The sequence below is a fragment of the Mesorhizobium sp. M0491 genome, from assembly GCF_040321265.1.
Lineage (GTDB): Bacteria > Pseudomonadota > Alphaproteobacteria > Rhizobiales > Rhizobiaceae > Mesorhizobium.
Genome location: NZ_JAMYRE010000034.1, coordinates 42,965 through 57,733, shown reverse-complemented (window position 1 = coordinate 57,733; position 14,769 = coordinate 42,965). Strand labels below are relative to the sequence as shown.

Below are 14,769 nucleotides of genomic sequence, written 5' to 3'. Positions count from 1 at the left end.
CGCCCCCCCCCCCCCCCCCCCCCCCACCCCCCCCCCCCCCCCACCCCCGCCCCCCCCCCCCGCGCCCCCCCCCCCCCCCAAAACCCCCCCCCCGGCGGGGGGGGCGGGCCCCCCCCCCCCCCACCTCTTGTCAGCACCGGAGACGATGATGTCGCGTATTGGAATCCATTCTTTCGTCTGGTCGGCGAGCTCGGCTCAGGCAGATCTCGAGCGCACGCTGACCAACACCAGGGAGGCCGGCTTCGACCTCATCGAATTCTCCTATCTCGACCCCGCCAATGTCGACATCGGCGGGCTTGCCAGGCGCATCGCCGATCTTGGCCTCGGCGTGGCGATCAGCATCGGATTGCCTGTTGATGGCGACATTTCGAGCGCCGACAAGGCGATTGCCGCGCGCGGCGTCGAAATCCTCAACGACACCATCGCGCTGACGCGCGATCTCGGCGGCCGGAAGGTCGCCGGCATTCTCTCCACCAGCCACGGATTGCAGGTCGAGGCGCCGACGCGCGATCAATGGCAGCGCAGTGCCGGCACGCTGGCCAAGGTTGCCGAGACAGCCAAGGCGGCCGGCGTCACGCTCAACCTCGAGATCGTCAACCGCTTCGAAAGCAATCTGCTCAACACCGCCGCGCAAGGGCTGGCCTTCATCGAGGACACCGGCTCGGACAACATCTTCCTGCATCTCGACACCTTCCACATGAACATCGAGGAGGCCGATGTCGGGCTGGCCATCCGTCATGCCGCCGATAAGATCGGCTATGTCCATATCGGCGAGAGCCATCGCGGTTTCCTCGGCACCGGCAATATCGATTTCGCCGCGATCTTCGATGCGCTGACGGCCATCGGCTACAGCGACGACCTCAGCTTCGAATCCTTCTCTTCGGAAATCGTCGATGAGAACCTGTCGAAGAAGACCGCGATCTGGCGCAATCTCTGGACGGACAACATGGCGCTGGCCAAGCACGCGCGTGCTTTCATCGGTCTGGGAATGGAGACGGCAAGGCGCAAGGCGGAACTCGTCTCGGCGCGCCACAAACCCTGACCCGCCCGTCGAGAGTCGAAGGACGCGGCGTGCGCCGCAGGGCAGGGTTCCGAACTCAGATTAACAGAGGCCTCGTGGCAGCCAGTGCTGGCAGCTTTTGCGCCGCCAGTTTTTACGATAGGAATTTTTTCTTGACTCGGTGACCTCAGCTATGGTACATTTTTGCCCATGGTGCTGATTTGCGCCAGTGACCCGCCGCACGGCGGGTTTTTGTTTGATGCACCGTCAGCCAACCTGCCGGCGAAAGGCGCCGAGGGAACTCGTTAACCCAAGTTCCTTGCCCTGCGCCGTATGGCGCCGGCATTGCTCGCGGCAGGTGCATCGGTTATCTGACCGGCCAGGCAAACAACGCCACGCAATCCACCAAACGGAGCCCAGCACATGACACGCGAGACAATCCTCAAATTCGGCACCGTCGAACACGCGGACGCCGGCGACCTAGCTGGCTGGATCGTGGTCGAGGGCAAGCCGACCATGCAAACCGCCGTCCAGCACACGACCGAGGACGGCAAGGTGTTGTCGGGCACCTGGCGCGCGACGCCCGGCACCTATCACGCCACCTATACCGACTACGAGTTCGTGCACATGATCGCCGGCCGCATCATCATCACGCCGGACGGCGGTACGCCGGTCGAAGTCGGCCCCGGCGACGCCTTCGTGGTGGAAGCCGATTTCAAGGGAACCTGGAAGATCATCGAGCCGGTGACGAAGCATTTTGTCGTCAGGGTTGGCTGAGGCGGATCGGCGACCCCGCGTGCGGAAAACGGTGCGGTTGCTGTCACGGCAGGACCGTATCACTGCCGCATCCCGGAGCAGGCGCGGCACGCCTGAACCTTGGCGTGTTCGTCGCTCTTGTCGCGTAGGCTAGGCGGCATGAGCAGCCGTCCTCATCCGCAAGCGGCATTTTCTATTCCCGCGATGCGGTGTTCGACCGGCTGAAGAACATGCTTCGCATGACGCCATCGCGCAGCAGCACGAAATGCACCAGGGCAGCCAGGATGTGAACACCGGCAAGTCCAAGCAATACCCAGACCAGCTTTGCATGGATGAGTGCGAATCCCCTTGCCGAAAGCGCGCTGACGGACGGCGCCAACGGCACAGGCAAGTTTCCGAAAAGCCGCGCGGGAGGCATGAAAGGCATTGGTCGGTAGCCCAGCCATCCCGTTATCAGGACGGCGAGAATCGCAACGTAGAGAAACATATGGAAGAAAGCCGTCGCAAACCGCATGGGCTCTGAGGCTTGCCTGACAGGGGCGCGGGTAAAGATGCGCCAGCAAAGTCTGAGGACGATGATGGCAAGGATCGTCACGCCGATCGACATGTGAAGCGGAAGCCAGTTCATCGTCGCCATACCCGGCCCGTCCATCGGCCCAAAGGCAATGGCGATTTGCGCCGCGAGCGCGATCACGGTGAGCCAATGCAACAGACGAATGCCGAAATGCCAGCGCAGGCGAGGGTTCCCCTTCACATCCGAAGCCCGACTCTTGTCAAATGCAAGAAGGAGGGCGTGATGGTTTCATCCGCTCCAGCGGCCAATTCGCAAAGAAGTATGGCGGCTCACCAAGTCTTTGAAAAGCGTGGTGATCCCGACAGGAATCGAACCTGTGACCTACAGATTAGGAATCTGCCGCTCTATCCTACTGAGCTACGGGACCACGCGGCCAGACACATAGCCGCTTCGGATCGTTTCGCCAAGAGGCCGGCCGAAGGCAATTCGGCCGACTTTGCGCTGCCGTCGTCAGGCGGCCAGCGCGGTTTCCGCCAGTTTCACCCAGTAGCTCATGCCGTGCGGGATGACCTCGTCGTTGAAGTCGTAGGCCGGGTTGTGGAGACCGGCGGTGTCGCCATTGCCGATGAAGATGAAGGCGCCGGGGCGGGCTTCGAGCATGTAGGAGAAATCCTCGCCGCCCATCACGGGCTGGATGCCGCGGTGGACATGGGCGTCGCCGGCGACACTCATCGCGACATCACCGGCAAACACCGTCTCTTCCGCGTGGTTGAAGGTCACGGGGTAATTTGCCTGGTAGTCGACCTCGATCTTTGCCCCGAACGCGGTCGCCAGCCCGTCGCAGATGCTGCGGATGCGCTCTTCGGACTTCTTCGCGATCTCCTTGCGCAAGGTGCGCACGGTGCCGGCTATTTCAGCGGTTTCGGGGATGATGTTGTAGGCGTCACCGGCGTGGAACTTGGTCACCGACACGACCACGGCCTCGACCGGATCGGTGCTGCGCGAGGCGATCGTCTGCAAGGCGCCGACCAGTTGGCTGGTGATGACGATCGGGTCGATCGTGCCGTGCGGCATCGCCGCGTGGCCGCCCTTGCCGCGCACGGTGATGGTGAACTCGGCGGTCGCCGCCATGATCGGACCCGGGCGAATGGCGAACTGCCCGACAGGCAGGCCCGGCATGTTGTGCATGCCGAACACCCTGGAGATGTCGAAACGCTCCATCATGCCGTCCTTGACCATCTCGTTGCCGCCGCCGCCGCCCTCTTCGGCCGGCTGGAAGATCACCGCCACGGAGCCGGTGAAGTTGCGCGTCTCGGCGAGATATTTGGCCGCGCCCAGCAGCATTGCCGTGTGGCCGTCATGGCCGCAGGCATGCATCTTGCCGGGGATGGTCGAGGCGTAGGGCTTGCCCGATATCTCGTTGAGCGGCAGCGCGTCCATGTCGGCGCGCAGGCCGATGGTCGGGCCTTCGCCCTGGCGGCCGCGGATGACGCCGACGACGCCGGTCTTGCCGAGCCCGGTGACCACATCGTCACAGCCGAAAGCCTTCAGCTTCTCGGTGACGAAGGCGGCGGTCTTGAAGACGTCGAAGTTCAGTTCTGGCGTCTGGTGCAGATGCTGGCGCCAGCCGGCAACTTCGTCCTGCATTTCGGCGGCACGGTTCAGGATTGGCATGATGGTTCCATCTCGCTGTTGGGACAGCGGCGTTGGCCGCTGCCTTGCAATTGTGATCGCCAGGCACTTTGCCATCTTGGCGTCACATAGAGTAAATAGCACCGCAACAATGGGTCCGGTTTTTGAGGGTCGGACCATATGCTGGCGATCGCGTAACGAAATCTTACGGAGCCAGGGGCGACTACGGCAAGAGGCGATTTCGGATTTGATCATGCGGTACAGGCATTTCCTCAAACTATTCTCGGCTGGCACAATCGCGCTGTCGGTCCTGGCCGGGCCGGCGCTGGCCAATCCGGTGGTCGTGTTCGACCTCGGCAGCGGCAAGATCCTGCAACATCAGGACGCGTTCAAGCGCTGGTATCCGGCGTCGCTGAGCAAGCTGATGACCGCTTATGTCACCTTTCGGGCGATCGCCGCCGGCGAGGTTCAGCTTGATTCGCCGATCAAGGTGACCAAGCACTCCGCCGGGGAGCCGCCAAGCAAGATGGGCTTCAAGCCGGGCTCGGTGATGCGGCTCGACAACGCACTGAAGATGATGCTGGTCAAATCGGCCAACGACATCGCCATGGCGGTGGGCGAAAATGTCGGCGGTTCGCAGGCGGCCTTTGCCGACCGGATGAACGCCGAGGCGACCCGGCTCGGCATGAACGGCACGCATTTCGTTAATCCGAATGGGCTTTTTTCGCCGGATCAGTACACGACGGCGCGCGACCTCGCCGTGCTGGTGATGGCGATCCGCCGCGAATTTCCGCAATATGCGCCGTGGTTCTCGATCGAGGGTCTTGCCGTCGGCAAGAAGGCGATCCCCAACTACAATCTCTTGATCGGCCGCTATCCCGGCGCCGATGGCATGAAGACCGGCTTTGTCTGCCCTTCCGGCTTCAACATGATCGGTTCGGCGACCCGCAACGGGCGCACGCTGGTCGCGGTGGTGCTTGGCGAGAAATCGGCCGTCACACGTGCCGAGACCGCCGCGAGATTGCTCGATCAAGGTTTTGACGCGCCGGCCGCCGGCTCGGCCACCGTCACCACGCTGGCGCCCTATGGCGACACTGTCTCGCCCAACGACATGCAGGACGAGGTCTGCAAGAAGAAGGCGCCTGCGGAGCAGTCCGAGGCGCCGCCGGTTGCCGCCAAGAACGTGCCGAAATCGCCCTATCAGGAAAAGCTCGACCATGTGCCGACGCTGATTGCCGTCGGCCTTGGCGGCGCCACCGGTCCGGCGCCGAAGGCCATCCTCGACCAGGGCGGCCAGGAATATGCCGATGTGCCGATCCCGAGCTGGCGGCCCGACAGGCCGGCACCGGCCGGCACCGGTCCGAAGATTGCCGGCTCCGCCGCACAGGGCGACCAGCCGGCCAAGGTCGCGAACTAGCCAATGGCGAGCGGCTTCCCGATCCCCGTCTCGGTGCTGACCGGTTTCCTCGGCGCCGGCAAGACGACGCTGCTCAACCGGCTGCTCAAGGATCCGGCGCTGGCCGATACGGCGGTGATCATCAACGAGTTCGGCGAGGTGGCGATCGACCATCTGCTGGTTGAGCAGTCTTCCGACGGCATCATCCAGCTGTCGGACGGCTGCCTGTGCTGCACGGTGCGCGGCGAACTGGTCGACACGCTGGCCGATCTGGTCGACCGGCTGCAGACCGGCCGCATCGCCCGTCTGGCCCGCGTCATCGTCGAAACCACCGGCCTTGCCGACCCGGCGCCGGTGCTGCAGTCGATCATGGCGCATCCGGCGCTGATCCAGGCCTTCCGGCTCGACGGCGTCATCACTCTGGTCGATGCCGTCAACGGCAACGCCACGCTCGACGCCCATGTCGAGGCGGTGAATCAGGCTGCCGTCGCCGATCGCATCGTGCTCAGCAAAGCCGATCTGGTCGCCGATCCCAATGAGTTGGAAATGCTTCGGGCGCGCCTGCGGCAGATCAATCCGGGCGCCGAACTGCTCGATGCCGGCGACACGGAGACAGGCGTGGCGGCGCTGTTCGACTGCGGCCTTTACAACCCGGCAACCAAATCCGCCGATGTGCGGCGCTGGCTGGGCGAGGAAGCGGCGCGCGATCACGACCACCACCATCATGATGGGCATGATCATGCACATGGCCATGACTACGGTCATCGCCACGATCAGCGCGTGCGTTCCTATTCGCTGGTGCATGACGGCCCGGTGCCGTTTTCGGCGATCGAGATGTTCCTCGACCTGCTGCGCTCGACCCATGGCGAGCGCCTGCTGCGCATGAAAGGCGTTATCGAGTTGCAGGAGGACCCGTTGCGACCGCTGGTGATCCATGGCGTGCAGAAGATTCTGCATCCGCCGGTGCAATTGCCGTCCTGGCCGGATGGCCAACGCGGCACGCGGCTGGTGCTGATCACGCTCGATATGCCCGAAGATTATATTCGCAGGCTGTTCGCCGCCTTCACCAACCGGCCGTCGATCGACACGCCCGACCGCGCCGCGCTGGAAAACAACCCGCTGGCGATTGCCGGGCGTTGAACTCTACGATTGCTGTTCGCCGCGCTCGATCAGAAAGCGATGGCCGCCGGAGACCGCCGCCGTTTCAATCAACTGGTGGCCGCTCTCCGAACAGAATGCCGGAATGTCGATGACGGCGAGCGGGTCCGTGGTTTCGAGCCACAGCCGGCTGCCCGGTTGCATCCCGGCCAAGCGCTTCTTGGCCTTGAGCACGGGCAAGGGGCAGTTCAGCCCCTTGAGGTCATAAATAGCGGCGCGATCATCCACGGGCGAAATCAACCGCCGAACATGCCGAGCAGCTTGTTCTTCAGCTTCGTCACGCGGCTCTCGTCGGCACTCGCCGCTTGCGTCTCAGCCATCGGTGCCGCTTCCGAAGGGGCCGCGATGGTCGCGGTGGCGACAGGGGCTTCCTTGGCGGCCTTTTCGGCCTCCTTTTCGGCCAGAGCCTGAGCCTTGGCGGCTTCCTTGGCTTGCTTGGCCGCCTCTATGGCGGCCAGCCTCTGCTCCTCGGCCTTCTGCTTGGCCGCCTTTTCGGCGTCGAGGGCCGCCATCTTGCGGCCAGCGGGCGAATCGATGCGGCCCATGCGTGCCGTCTCGGTGACCGAGCCGTCATTGTTGAGCGACGGCGGATCGATCGGCACGCGTTCGCCGCGTGCGCGGCGCTTGGACCAGTCGGAGACGATGCTGGCTTCCTTGATACCGGCGATGGTCGGCTTGGGCGCCGGCACGCTGGCCTTGACCGCGCCGCTGAATGCCGCGTCGTAGGTGCTCATGTAGGAATTGTAGGCGCTCTTCAGCGAATCAGGCTGCGTCGTCGCCGGGCAAGCGCCGGTCGGGTCGAATGTCTGACCGTCGGCGGCAACCTGGTTGAAGACATAACGCTTCTCGCAGACATCGACCTTCGGCGGCACCTTGGTGATCTCGAAATTGTCGTAGCCGACCTTCAGCATCTTCCAGAAGTCGTAATTGGGGTCGTTGCGGTAGCGCGCCATGTTGGCGGCAGTCATGCGGAACGGAAACGCCTGGATCTGGAACTCGGTCTGGCCGCCCTGGAAAGCATCGCGGCCGAAGGCATAGATCTGCTCGATCTGCGCATCGGTCATCGAATAGCAGCCCGACGACGAACAGGCGCCGTGCACCATCAAATTGGAGCCGGTACGGCCATTGGCGCGGTCATAGGCGTTGGGATAGCCGATGTTGAAGGACAAATGGTAGTTCGAGCGCGGATTCATCTGCGCCGGGCGCACCGTGTAGAAGCCTTCCGGCGCCTGGCGGTCGCCTTCTGTGTATTTCGGCCCGAGCTTGCCCGACCATTTGCAGATGTCGTAGCTGGCGACCATGTCGTAGCGGCCGTTGGTCTTGGCCTTCCAGATCTCGAGCTTGCCTTCTTCCTTGAAGATACGAGCCATCACCGACGAGGTGCGGACCATGCCCTTGGCTCTCATGTCGGCGAGGATCTTGTCGGGCAGCGGCTTGTTGGCCTCCGGCGCGAAATCCTTCATCGACGAATTGTTGCAGCCGGCAACGCCGAGGGCGGCGATCAGGATTCCGGTGCGGGCAAGCTTGATAAACATGGCTGCGGATATCGTCTTTTCTCTGGCGCCAGGACGTTTCCTGCCCCGGCTGCTGCACTGCGCATCGACGGACCCTAAGCCCGTTAACCCTAACAAATTCCTTACCGCAAGTGCCGACGCATCCCCCTGCGGCAGTCTCATTGAGCCGAATGCAGCGGCATTTTTGTGGCAAAAATGCTCCGCTCCGCCACATTGTGGCCGCCAAGGCTGCATGCGGTCAGAGACTGCGGCCCATGGCCAGGTATTTTTCGCGGCGCTGCTCGCGGAAATCGGTGTTGGCGCCGGCAAAGTCCTTCATCGTCCTGGCGATGAGGTCTCCGGTCGCGCCGATCACGGTTTCGGCGCCGCGATGCGCGCCGCCGAGCGGCTCGGGGATAATGGCGTCGATGATCTTCAGCTCCAGAAGGTCCTGCGCGGTGATCTTCATGTTGGTTGCCGCATCCTTCGATCGCGTCGTGTCGCGCCACAGGATAGAGGCGGCGCCTTCCGGCGAAATCACCGAATAGATGGCGTGTTCGAGCATGTAGACGCGGTTGGCGGTGGCGATGGCAATGGCTCCGCCCGAACCACCTTCGCCGATAACCACCGAGATCGACGGTACTTTCAGGCCGAGGCAGGTCGAGGTTGAACGGGCGATAGCCTCCGCCTGGCCGCGCTCTTCAGCGTTGACACCGGGATAGGCGCCAGCCGTGTCGACCAGCGTCAGCAGCGGGATCTTGAAGCGGTCGGCCAGTTCCATCAGCCGTACCGCCTTGCGGTAGCCCTCCGGGCGAACCGATCCGAAATTGTGCTTCAGGCGGCTGGCTGTGTCGGAACCTTTTTCCTGGCCGATGATGGCAATGGGTTCGCCGCGGAAACGGGCGAAACCGCCGACGATCGCCTGGTCCTCACCGAAATTGCGGTCGCCGGCCAGCGGCGTGAAATCGGTGAACAGGCCCTTGATATAGTCGACGCAATGCGGCCTGTCGGGATGGCGCGCCACCTGCACCTTCTGCCACGGCGTCAGCGCCTTGTAGGCGTCGCGCAGCGCGTCGCGGGAGCGCTTCTCGAGACGGCTGATCTCGTCGCCGACATCGACCGCCTCGCCGTTCTCGGCAAGCTTCTTCAGCTCGAGGATCTTGCCCTCGAGGTCCTGCACCGGCTTTTCGAAATCGAGGTAGTTGTACATGCGTGAGCGGACCGATACGTCGGAAGGCAATGGCTGACGGAACCCTTGAATCCAAGGCTCCGGGCGGTGAAATGTCGTCCTCACATAGCGATATGAGGCCTAGTCGGCAAGCGGATGATGATCGTTGACCAGCCGCACCAGCCGCTCTTCCAGCACATGGGTGTAAATCTGTGTCGTCGATATGTCGGCATGGCCAAGCAATTGCTGCACGACCCTGAGATCGGCGCCGTTCTGCAGGAGATGGCTGGCGAAAGCATGGCGCAGTACATGCGGCGAGATCTTCGCCGAGGCGATGCCGGCCCTTGCCGCCAGCCCCTTCAGGTCACGCGCGAAGACCTGGCGCGAGAGATAGCCGCTGTCGGAGGCGGCCGGAAACAGGAACGGACTGTCGGCAAAGGCGGGCACCCTGGCGCGGGCGGCAAGCCAGGTCTTCATCGCCGTGCGCGCCTTGGCGGAGAGCGGCACCATGCGCTCCTTGTCGCCCTTGCCGCGCACCATGAAGAAACGGTCGTCGCGCTGCGCCACCGTCACCGGCAGGCCGACCAGCTCCGAAACGCGCAGGCCGGTGGCGTAAAGCACCTCGACCAGCGCATGCAGGCGCAGTGACGCCAGACTGTCCCCATCGCCCGACGAGACACCGCCGGCCTCAAGCGCCGCACGGTCGATCAGCCGGCCGGTGTCGGCCTCGCTCATCGTCTTGGGCAGCGGGCGGCCCTTTCTCGGACTGTCCAGCGTGCCGGTCGGGTCATCGCCGCGCAGGCCTTCGGCGTAGAGGAATTTGAAGAACTGGCGGATCGCCGACAGTTTGCGCGCCTGCGAGGTGGCTGCAAAGCCGCGGGCGGCAATGTCGTCGAGATAGGCGCGGATATCGGCGGCGGCGGCACCGGCCAGCCCGCCATCGATCGCGCCAGAAGCGTCCTCGAGGTCGCGGCGGTAGGAGGAAAGCGTGTTTTCGGCCGCGCCCCGCTCGGCGCTCATCATTTCCAGAAAGGCTTCGATGCGGGCGGCGCTGTTCATTCAATTTTCTTCGGGTTCAGCTTTTCTTGGGGTTCAGCTTTTCCGGAGGGATGCGCACGCTCATTTCCCCCTTCTTTGGCTCGACGAACATCACCAGTGCGAACATCGTACCATAGGCAATGCCAGCCAGAATCGCTGTTACCACGACAAAGCGAAACAGTGTCGGCATCAATTTTCGCCCGTCTTCTTGTTCTGCATTTCCAAACCCTGTCCCCTTATGGGACGCCAATCCGGCCAATTCAAGGAAGAAGCTGGGGCCTGTTAGCAACTTCTCATGCAGACCCTGCCGGTCCATATCGGGTTCAAGGCACTTGCCACGCTTGACGCAAACGGGCTTTTCATGTCGATACGCCGGCAAAGAGGGCCTTCGAACAATCCAATGAACGCGCTGCCAGCAAATCCTCCAGACGAGACCCACGCCGCGTTGCTTGGCCGGCTGGGCAGCCGTTCCGTCGTCTTCGTCGGACTGATGGGCGCCGGCAAGACGGCGATTGGCCGCAAGGTGGCGACGATGCTGGCGCTGCCCTTCATCGACAGCGACCAGGAGATCGAAAGCGTCTCGCGCATGACCGTTCCGGAACTTTTCGAGCGCTATGGCGAGACCGAATTCCGGGCGCTGGAGCAACGCGTCATCCTGCGCGTGCTGGAAAACGGCCCGCAGGTGCTGTCGACCGGCGGCGGCGCCTTCATGAACGCGCAGACGCGCGAGGCGATTGCAGCGCACGGCGTGTCGGTATGGCTGAAGGCCGAGCTCGACCTTCTGATGGACCGCGTCTCCAAGAAGCAGAACCGGCCGCTCCTGAAAAGCGCCGACCCGCGCGCCGTGCTGGAGCGACTGATGGGCGAGCGCTATCCGATCTACGCGACATCGGACGTCACCGTGCCGACCCGCGACGACCGCAAGGAAGTCATCGCGACCGAGGTGGTGGACGCGCTGTGCCGGCATTTCGGCATCGATGAGACGACGGCGGCGGGCGAGGTGGAATCGTGAGCATCGCACCCGTTGTCGTCGAAGTAGGCCTTGGCGATCGGACCTATGACATTCTGATCGGCTCGGGGTTGTTGGCCCGCGCGGGCGCGGAGATTGCGCGCCGGCTGCCGGGCACGCGCGCCGCGGTCGTCACCGACGCCAATGTCGCGGCAGCGCATCTCGCTGCCCTTCAGGCCAGCCTCGAAACGGGCGGCATCCAGACCGCCGTGATCACGTTGCCGCCCGGCGAGAAGACCAAGAGTTTTGCTCATCTCGAAGAGGTGGTCGACGGTGTGCTGGCTGCGAAACTGGAGCGCGGCGACATCGTCATCGCCTTCGGCGGCGGCGTTATTGGCGACCTTGCCGGCTTTGCCGCCGGCATTGTGCGGCGCGGGATGAATTTCGTGCAGATCCCGACCTCGCTGCTGGCTCAGGTCGATTCCTCGGTCGGCGGCAAGACCGGCATCAACAGCCCACGCGGCAAGAACCTTGTCGGCGTCTTCCATCAGCCGAAACTGGTGTTGGCCGACACCGGGGTGCTCGACACGCTGCCGATCCGCGAATTCCGCGCCGGCTATGCCGAACTCGCCAAATACGGGCTCATCAACCGGCCGGAATTTTTCGCCTGGCTGGAAGAGAACTGGGCAAAGGTGTTCGCCGGCGGGCCGGAGAGGACGCAGGCGATTGCCGAAGCCTGCCGCGCCAAGGCGGACGTGGTTGCGCGCGACGAATTCGAGACCGGCGACCGCGCGTTGCTCAATCTCGGCCACACATTCGGCCACGCGCTGGAAGCCGCCACCCAATATGACGGAAGCCGCCTCGTCCATGGCGAAGGCGTCGCAATCGGCATGGCGCTGGCCTACCGGTTCTCGTCACGGCTCAATCTGGCCAGCCCCGACGATGCCGCGCGCGTCGAGTCGCATCTGCGCGCCGTCGGCCTGCCTTGGCGGATAGCCGACATCCCGGGCGAATTGCCTGACGCCGAGGCTCTGCTGGCCTTCATCACCCAGGACAAGAAGGTGTCACGCGGCGCGCTGACCTTCATCCTGACGCGCGGCATCGGCCAGGCTTTCATTGCCAAAGATGTTCCGGCATCGGAAGTGCTGTCGTTTCTGACAGAAAACCATCCTGACCAGCAGAAGATGCGGCCGAGATGACCAACGAGCCCGGCTGGATCGTCGTTGCCGTCCTTGCCATCCTCATCGCGCTGCTCGTTGCCGTGCGCACGCGCCTGCTTGCCATGTTCGGATACGAGCTTTCGCGCATCGAGCCGCAGCGTTCCAGCCAGGACGAATTGCGCGGTGCGGTCGACGATTTCCGCCGCGACGGCCAAGTGGTGCGCGAGGATCGCGACCGCGTCGGCGGGCTGTTCGATCTCGCCGAGCTGGAAGTCTCCGACGTCATGGTCCACCGCACCAACATGCGCTCGGTCAATGCGGACAATGCGCCGGAAGCGGTGGTGCGCGAGATTTTGCAAAGCCCGCACACCCGCATGCCGCTGTGGAAAGGCTCGCTCGACAACATCGTCGGCGTGCTGCATGCAAAGGATCTGCTGCGCGCCTTGAACGAAGTCGGCAACGATTTCTCCCGGATCGACGTGATGAAGATCGCCTCGAAACCCTGGTTCGTGCCCGACACCACGACCTTGCAGGAACAGCTCAACGCCTTCCTTCGCCGCAAGGCGCATTTCGCCGTCGTGGTCGACGAATATGGCGAGGTCGAAGGGCTGGTGACGCTGGAGGACATTATCGAGGAGATCGTCGGCGAGATCGCCGACGAGCATGATGTCGACATACAGGGCGTCAAGCAGGAGGCCGACGGCTCCGTCGTCGTCGACGGTACGGTGCCCATCCGTGACCTCAACCGGGCTCTCGACTGGAACCTGCCGGATGAGGAGGCCACCACCATTGCCGGCCTCGTCATCCACGAGACGCAATCGATCCCCGAGGAGAAGCAGGCTTTTACGTTCCACGGCAAGCGCTTCGTCGTCATGAAACGCGACAAGAACCGGATCGCAAGGCTGAGGATCAGGCCAGCCGGCGACACCTGATACGCGCAGGGAGGCCGGGGCACGTCATCCGGCGATCTGGCTGGTCGAGCGTTCGTGGATCGTCGCGCCGGTCTCGGCATCTATGGCCGCCAAGCTGACTTCATAGCCCCAAAGCCTGCGAATGTGACGAAGCGTGGCGTCGCGGCTGGCATCCTCGAGAAGGATGCCGTCATTGACCTTGTGCTGCAGCCGCAAATGGCGGTCGCCGAGCAGATCGACATCCACCACCTGAATGTCCGGCCGGTTCGCGCCGAGATCGTAACTGTTGGCGAGCGCGTCGCGTATCTTGCGGTAGCCGCGCTCGTCGTGGATCGAGGTGACCTGACAATGCGGTTGGTCGGCAGCGTCGCCGAGCACAAAAAACCGCCATTTCCGGATCATGGCCGGACTGAGGTACTGGCGGATAAACGATTCGTCGCGATGATCGGCCCATGCGTCAAGCAGGACCTCGCGCCAGTTGCCCTGGCCGGCGATGTCGGGAAACCAATCGCGGTCCTCGGCCGTGGGTTTGGTCGAGATGCGCTGAATGTCCTGCATCATGTCGAGGCCGAGAGCATAGGGGTTGATGCCTGAAAAGCGCGGATCGTCGAAGGCCGGCTGAAAGACCACGTTGGAATGATTGCGCAGGATTTCGAGCATGGCGCCTTCGCTGATCTGGCCGCGGTCGAACAGCATGTTCATCAGCGTATAGTGCACGAAAGTGGCACAGCCTTCGTTCATCACCTGTGTTTGCCGTTGCGGGTAAAAATATTGCGCGATGACGCGGACGATCCTGATGATCTCACGCTGCCAGGGCTCCAGGACCGGGCTGTTCTTTTCCAGGAAATAGAGCAGGTTTTCCTCAGGCAGGTTGAGCGATTTCTTCCGCTCCGGGTCCTGGCCCTTTTCGTTGGTCGCTTGCTGGGAAGGCGGCAGCGTACGCCACAAGTCGTTGTAGGAGCGCTCCTCGTATTCGAGACGCTCGCGAATTCCTTCGCGTTGCCGTTCGGACGACAGCCTCGGCGGCCGGTGATAGCGAAACACGCCCTGATCCATCAGCGCGTGAGCGGAATCGAGAACAGCCTCGACGGCGGCGAGGCCGTGCCGCTCCTCGCAACGGACTATGTAGCCCTTGGCGAAGTCCAGGTAGCCGAGGATCGCACCCGCATCCGTCCACTGTTTGAACAGCTGATTGTTCTTGAAGAAATGATTGTGCCCGAGCGCTGCATGGGCCGTCACCAAGGCCTGCAGGGCCATGGTGTTTTCCTCCATCAGATAGACGATGCAGGGATTGGAATTGATGACCAGTTCATAGGCAAGCCCTCGCCCGCCTTTGCGATAGAGCAGATCCTGGTGGAGGAAATGTTTGCCGAAAGACCAGTGACGGTACATCAATGGCATGCCGATGGACGAATAGGCGTCGAGCATTTGTTGCGACGAGATGATCTCCATCTGAACGGGATAGGTGTCCAGATGAAGCTCTTCGACCGCAAGTGCCTCGATCGCGTCATAGGCCCGCGACAATGTTTTGAAATCCCAGTCTGACCCTGAGAAAAGCAGACTGGATTTGCTCGCTTGTCTGGCCATCGGGAAC

At 63.1% G+C, this 14,769-nt stretch carries 15 protein-coding genes and 1 tRNA gene; 7 read left to right on the top strand and 9 right to left on the bottom strand.

Going from position 1 to position 14,769, the window contains the following annotated elements; all coding sequences use genetic code 11:
• Positions 1 to 148: 148 nt before the first annotated feature.
• Together NKI69_RS30965 and NKI69_RS30960 are read left to right on the top strand one after the other, a co-directional pair.
• On the top strand, positions 149 to 1,042 hold the full coding sequence (locus tag NKI69_RS30965; protein ID WP_023811055.1) for a sugar phosphate isomerase/epimerase family protein: 894 nt from the start codon (positions 149 to 151) through the stop codon (positions 1,040 to 1,042).
• A 381-nt stretch (positions 1,043 to 1,423) separates the two neighbouring features.
• Positions 1,424 to 1,777, top strand: coding sequence for a cupin domain-containing protein (locus NKI69_RS30960; RefSeq protein ID WP_127266678.1), 354 nt, complete (start codon positions 1,424 to 1,426; stop codon positions 1,775 to 1,777).
• Between the two features lie 172 nt (positions 1,778 to 1,949).
• On the opposite strand, the gene NKI69_RS30955 is transcribed toward NKI69_RS30960, so the two are convergent.
• The 3 genes from NKI69_RS30955 to NKI69_RS30945 all read right to left on the bottom strand — a co-directional run bounded on the left by NKI69_RS30955 (position 1,950) and on the right by NKI69_RS30945 (position 3,944).
• The gene (locus NKI69_RS30955) at positions 1,950 to 2,510 is read right to left on the bottom strand and encodes a cytochrome b (RefSeq protein WP_352723217.1); all 561 of its coding nucleotides are present in this window, start codon (positions 2,508 to 2,510) and stop codon (positions 1,950 to 1,952) included.
• A 110-nt stretch (positions 2,511 to 2,620) separates the two neighbouring features.
• A tRNA-Arg gene (locus tag NKI69_RS30950) sits at positions 2,621 to 2,697 on the bottom strand.
• Between the two features lie 83 nt (positions 2,698 to 2,780).
• Positions 2,781 to 3,944: a M20 aminoacylase family protein gene (locus NKI69_RS30945; RefSeq protein WP_352723216.1), complete on the bottom strand. Its 1,164-nt coding sequence runs from the start codon at positions 3,942 to 3,944 to the stop codon at positions 2,781 to 2,783.
• Positions 3,945 to 4,155: 211 nt separating this feature from the next.
• Between NKI69_RS30945 and NKI69_RS30940 the strand changes: the two genes are divergently transcribed.
• Both NKI69_RS30940 and NKI69_RS30935 read left to right on the top strand, forming a co-directional pair.
• Complete coding sequence (locus NKI69_RS30940) at positions 4,156 to 5,319, top strand: D-alanyl-D-alanine carboxypeptidase family protein (RefSeq protein ID WP_352723214.1); 1,164 nt, start codon at positions 4,156 to 4,158, stop codon at positions 5,317 to 5,319.
• 3 nt (positions 5,320 to 5,322) lie between these two features.
• On the top strand, positions 5,323 to 6,438 hold the full coding sequence (locus tag NKI69_RS30935) for a CobW family GTP-binding protein (RefSeq protein ID WP_352723213.1): 1,116 nt from the start codon (positions 5,323 to 5,325) through the stop codon (positions 6,436 to 6,438).
• A 3-nt stretch (positions 6,439 to 6,441) separates the two neighbouring features.
• Here NKI69_RS30935 and NKI69_RS30930 read toward each other — a convergent pair whose 3' ends face one another.
• The 5 genes from NKI69_RS30930 to NKI69_RS30910 all read right to left on the bottom strand — a co-directional run bounded on the left by NKI69_RS30930 (position 6,442) and on the right by NKI69_RS30910 (position 10,345).
• Entirely contained in the window at positions 6,442 to 6,684 is a 243-nt protein-coding gene (locus NKI69_RS30930; RefSeq protein WP_023811061.1) for a sulfurtransferase TusA family protein, read from the bottom strand.
• A gap of 8 nt (positions 6,685 to 6,692) precedes the next feature.
• A complete protein-coding gene (locus tag NKI69_RS30925) occupies positions 6,693 to 7,991 on the bottom strand; it encodes a L,D-transpeptidase family protein (RefSeq protein WP_127295953.1) in 1,299 nt (432 codons plus the stop codon).
• Positions 7,992 to 8,208: 217 nt separating this feature from the next.
• Positions 8,209 to 9,159, bottom strand: a complete 951-nt coding sequence (locus NKI69_RS30920; protein ID WP_023811063.1) for an acetyl-CoA carboxylase carboxyltransferase subunit alpha — start codon at positions 9,157 to 9,159, stop codon at positions 8,209 to 8,211.
• A gap of 99 nt (positions 9,160 to 9,258) precedes the next feature.
• Positions 9,259 to 10,176, bottom strand: coding sequence for a site-specific tyrosine recombinase XerD (locus NKI69_RS30915; protein ID WP_352723211.1), 918 nt, complete (start codon positions 10,174 to 10,176; stop codon positions 9,259 to 9,261).
• A 16-nt stretch (positions 10,177 to 10,192) separates the two neighbouring features.
• Positions 10,193 to 10,345, bottom strand: coding sequence for a hypothetical protein (locus NKI69_RS30910; protein ID WP_013529356.1), 153 nt, complete (start codon positions 10,343 to 10,345; stop codon positions 10,193 to 10,195).
• 210 nt (positions 10,346 to 10,555) lie between these two features.
• Between NKI69_RS30910 and NKI69_RS30905 the strand changes: the two genes are divergently transcribed.
• Genes NKI69_RS30905 through NKI69_RS30895 form a run of 3 tightly spaced genes read left to right on the top strand, consistent with a single transcriptional unit; the run spans position 10,556 to position 13,196 of the window.
• Positions 10,556 to 11,167 carry a shikimate kinase gene (locus NKI69_RS30905; protein WP_352554450.1) on the top strand — a complete coding sequence of 204 codons (612 nt, stop codon included), beginning with the start codon at positions 10,556 to 10,558 and terminating at the stop codon, positions 11,165 to 11,167.
• Positions 11,164 to 12,303: a 3-dehydroquinate synthase gene (aroB, locus tag NKI69_RS30900; RefSeq protein ID WP_352723209.1), complete on the top strand. Its 1,140-nt coding sequence runs from the start codon at positions 11,164 to 11,166 to the stop codon at positions 12,301 to 12,303. Before NKI69_RS30905 ends, aroB begins: the two co-directional genes overlap by 4 nt.
• A complete protein-coding gene (locus NKI69_RS30895) occupies positions 12,300 to 13,196 on the top strand; it encodes an HlyC/CorC family transporter (RefSeq protein WP_023811067.1) in 897 nt (298 codons plus the stop codon). The genes aroB and NKI69_RS30895 overlap by 4 nt, the downstream gene beginning before the upstream one ends.
• Before the next feature lie 24 nt (positions 13,197 to 13,220).
• On the opposite strand, the gene NKI69_RS30890 is transcribed toward NKI69_RS30895, so the two are convergent.
• The gene (locus NKI69_RS30890) at positions 13,221 to 14,762 is read right to left on the bottom strand and encodes a SpoVR family protein (protein ID WP_023811068.1); all 1,542 of its coding nucleotides are present in this window, start codon (positions 14,760 to 14,762) and stop codon (positions 13,221 to 13,223) included.
• Positions 14,763 to 14,769 lie beyond the last annotated feature (7 nt).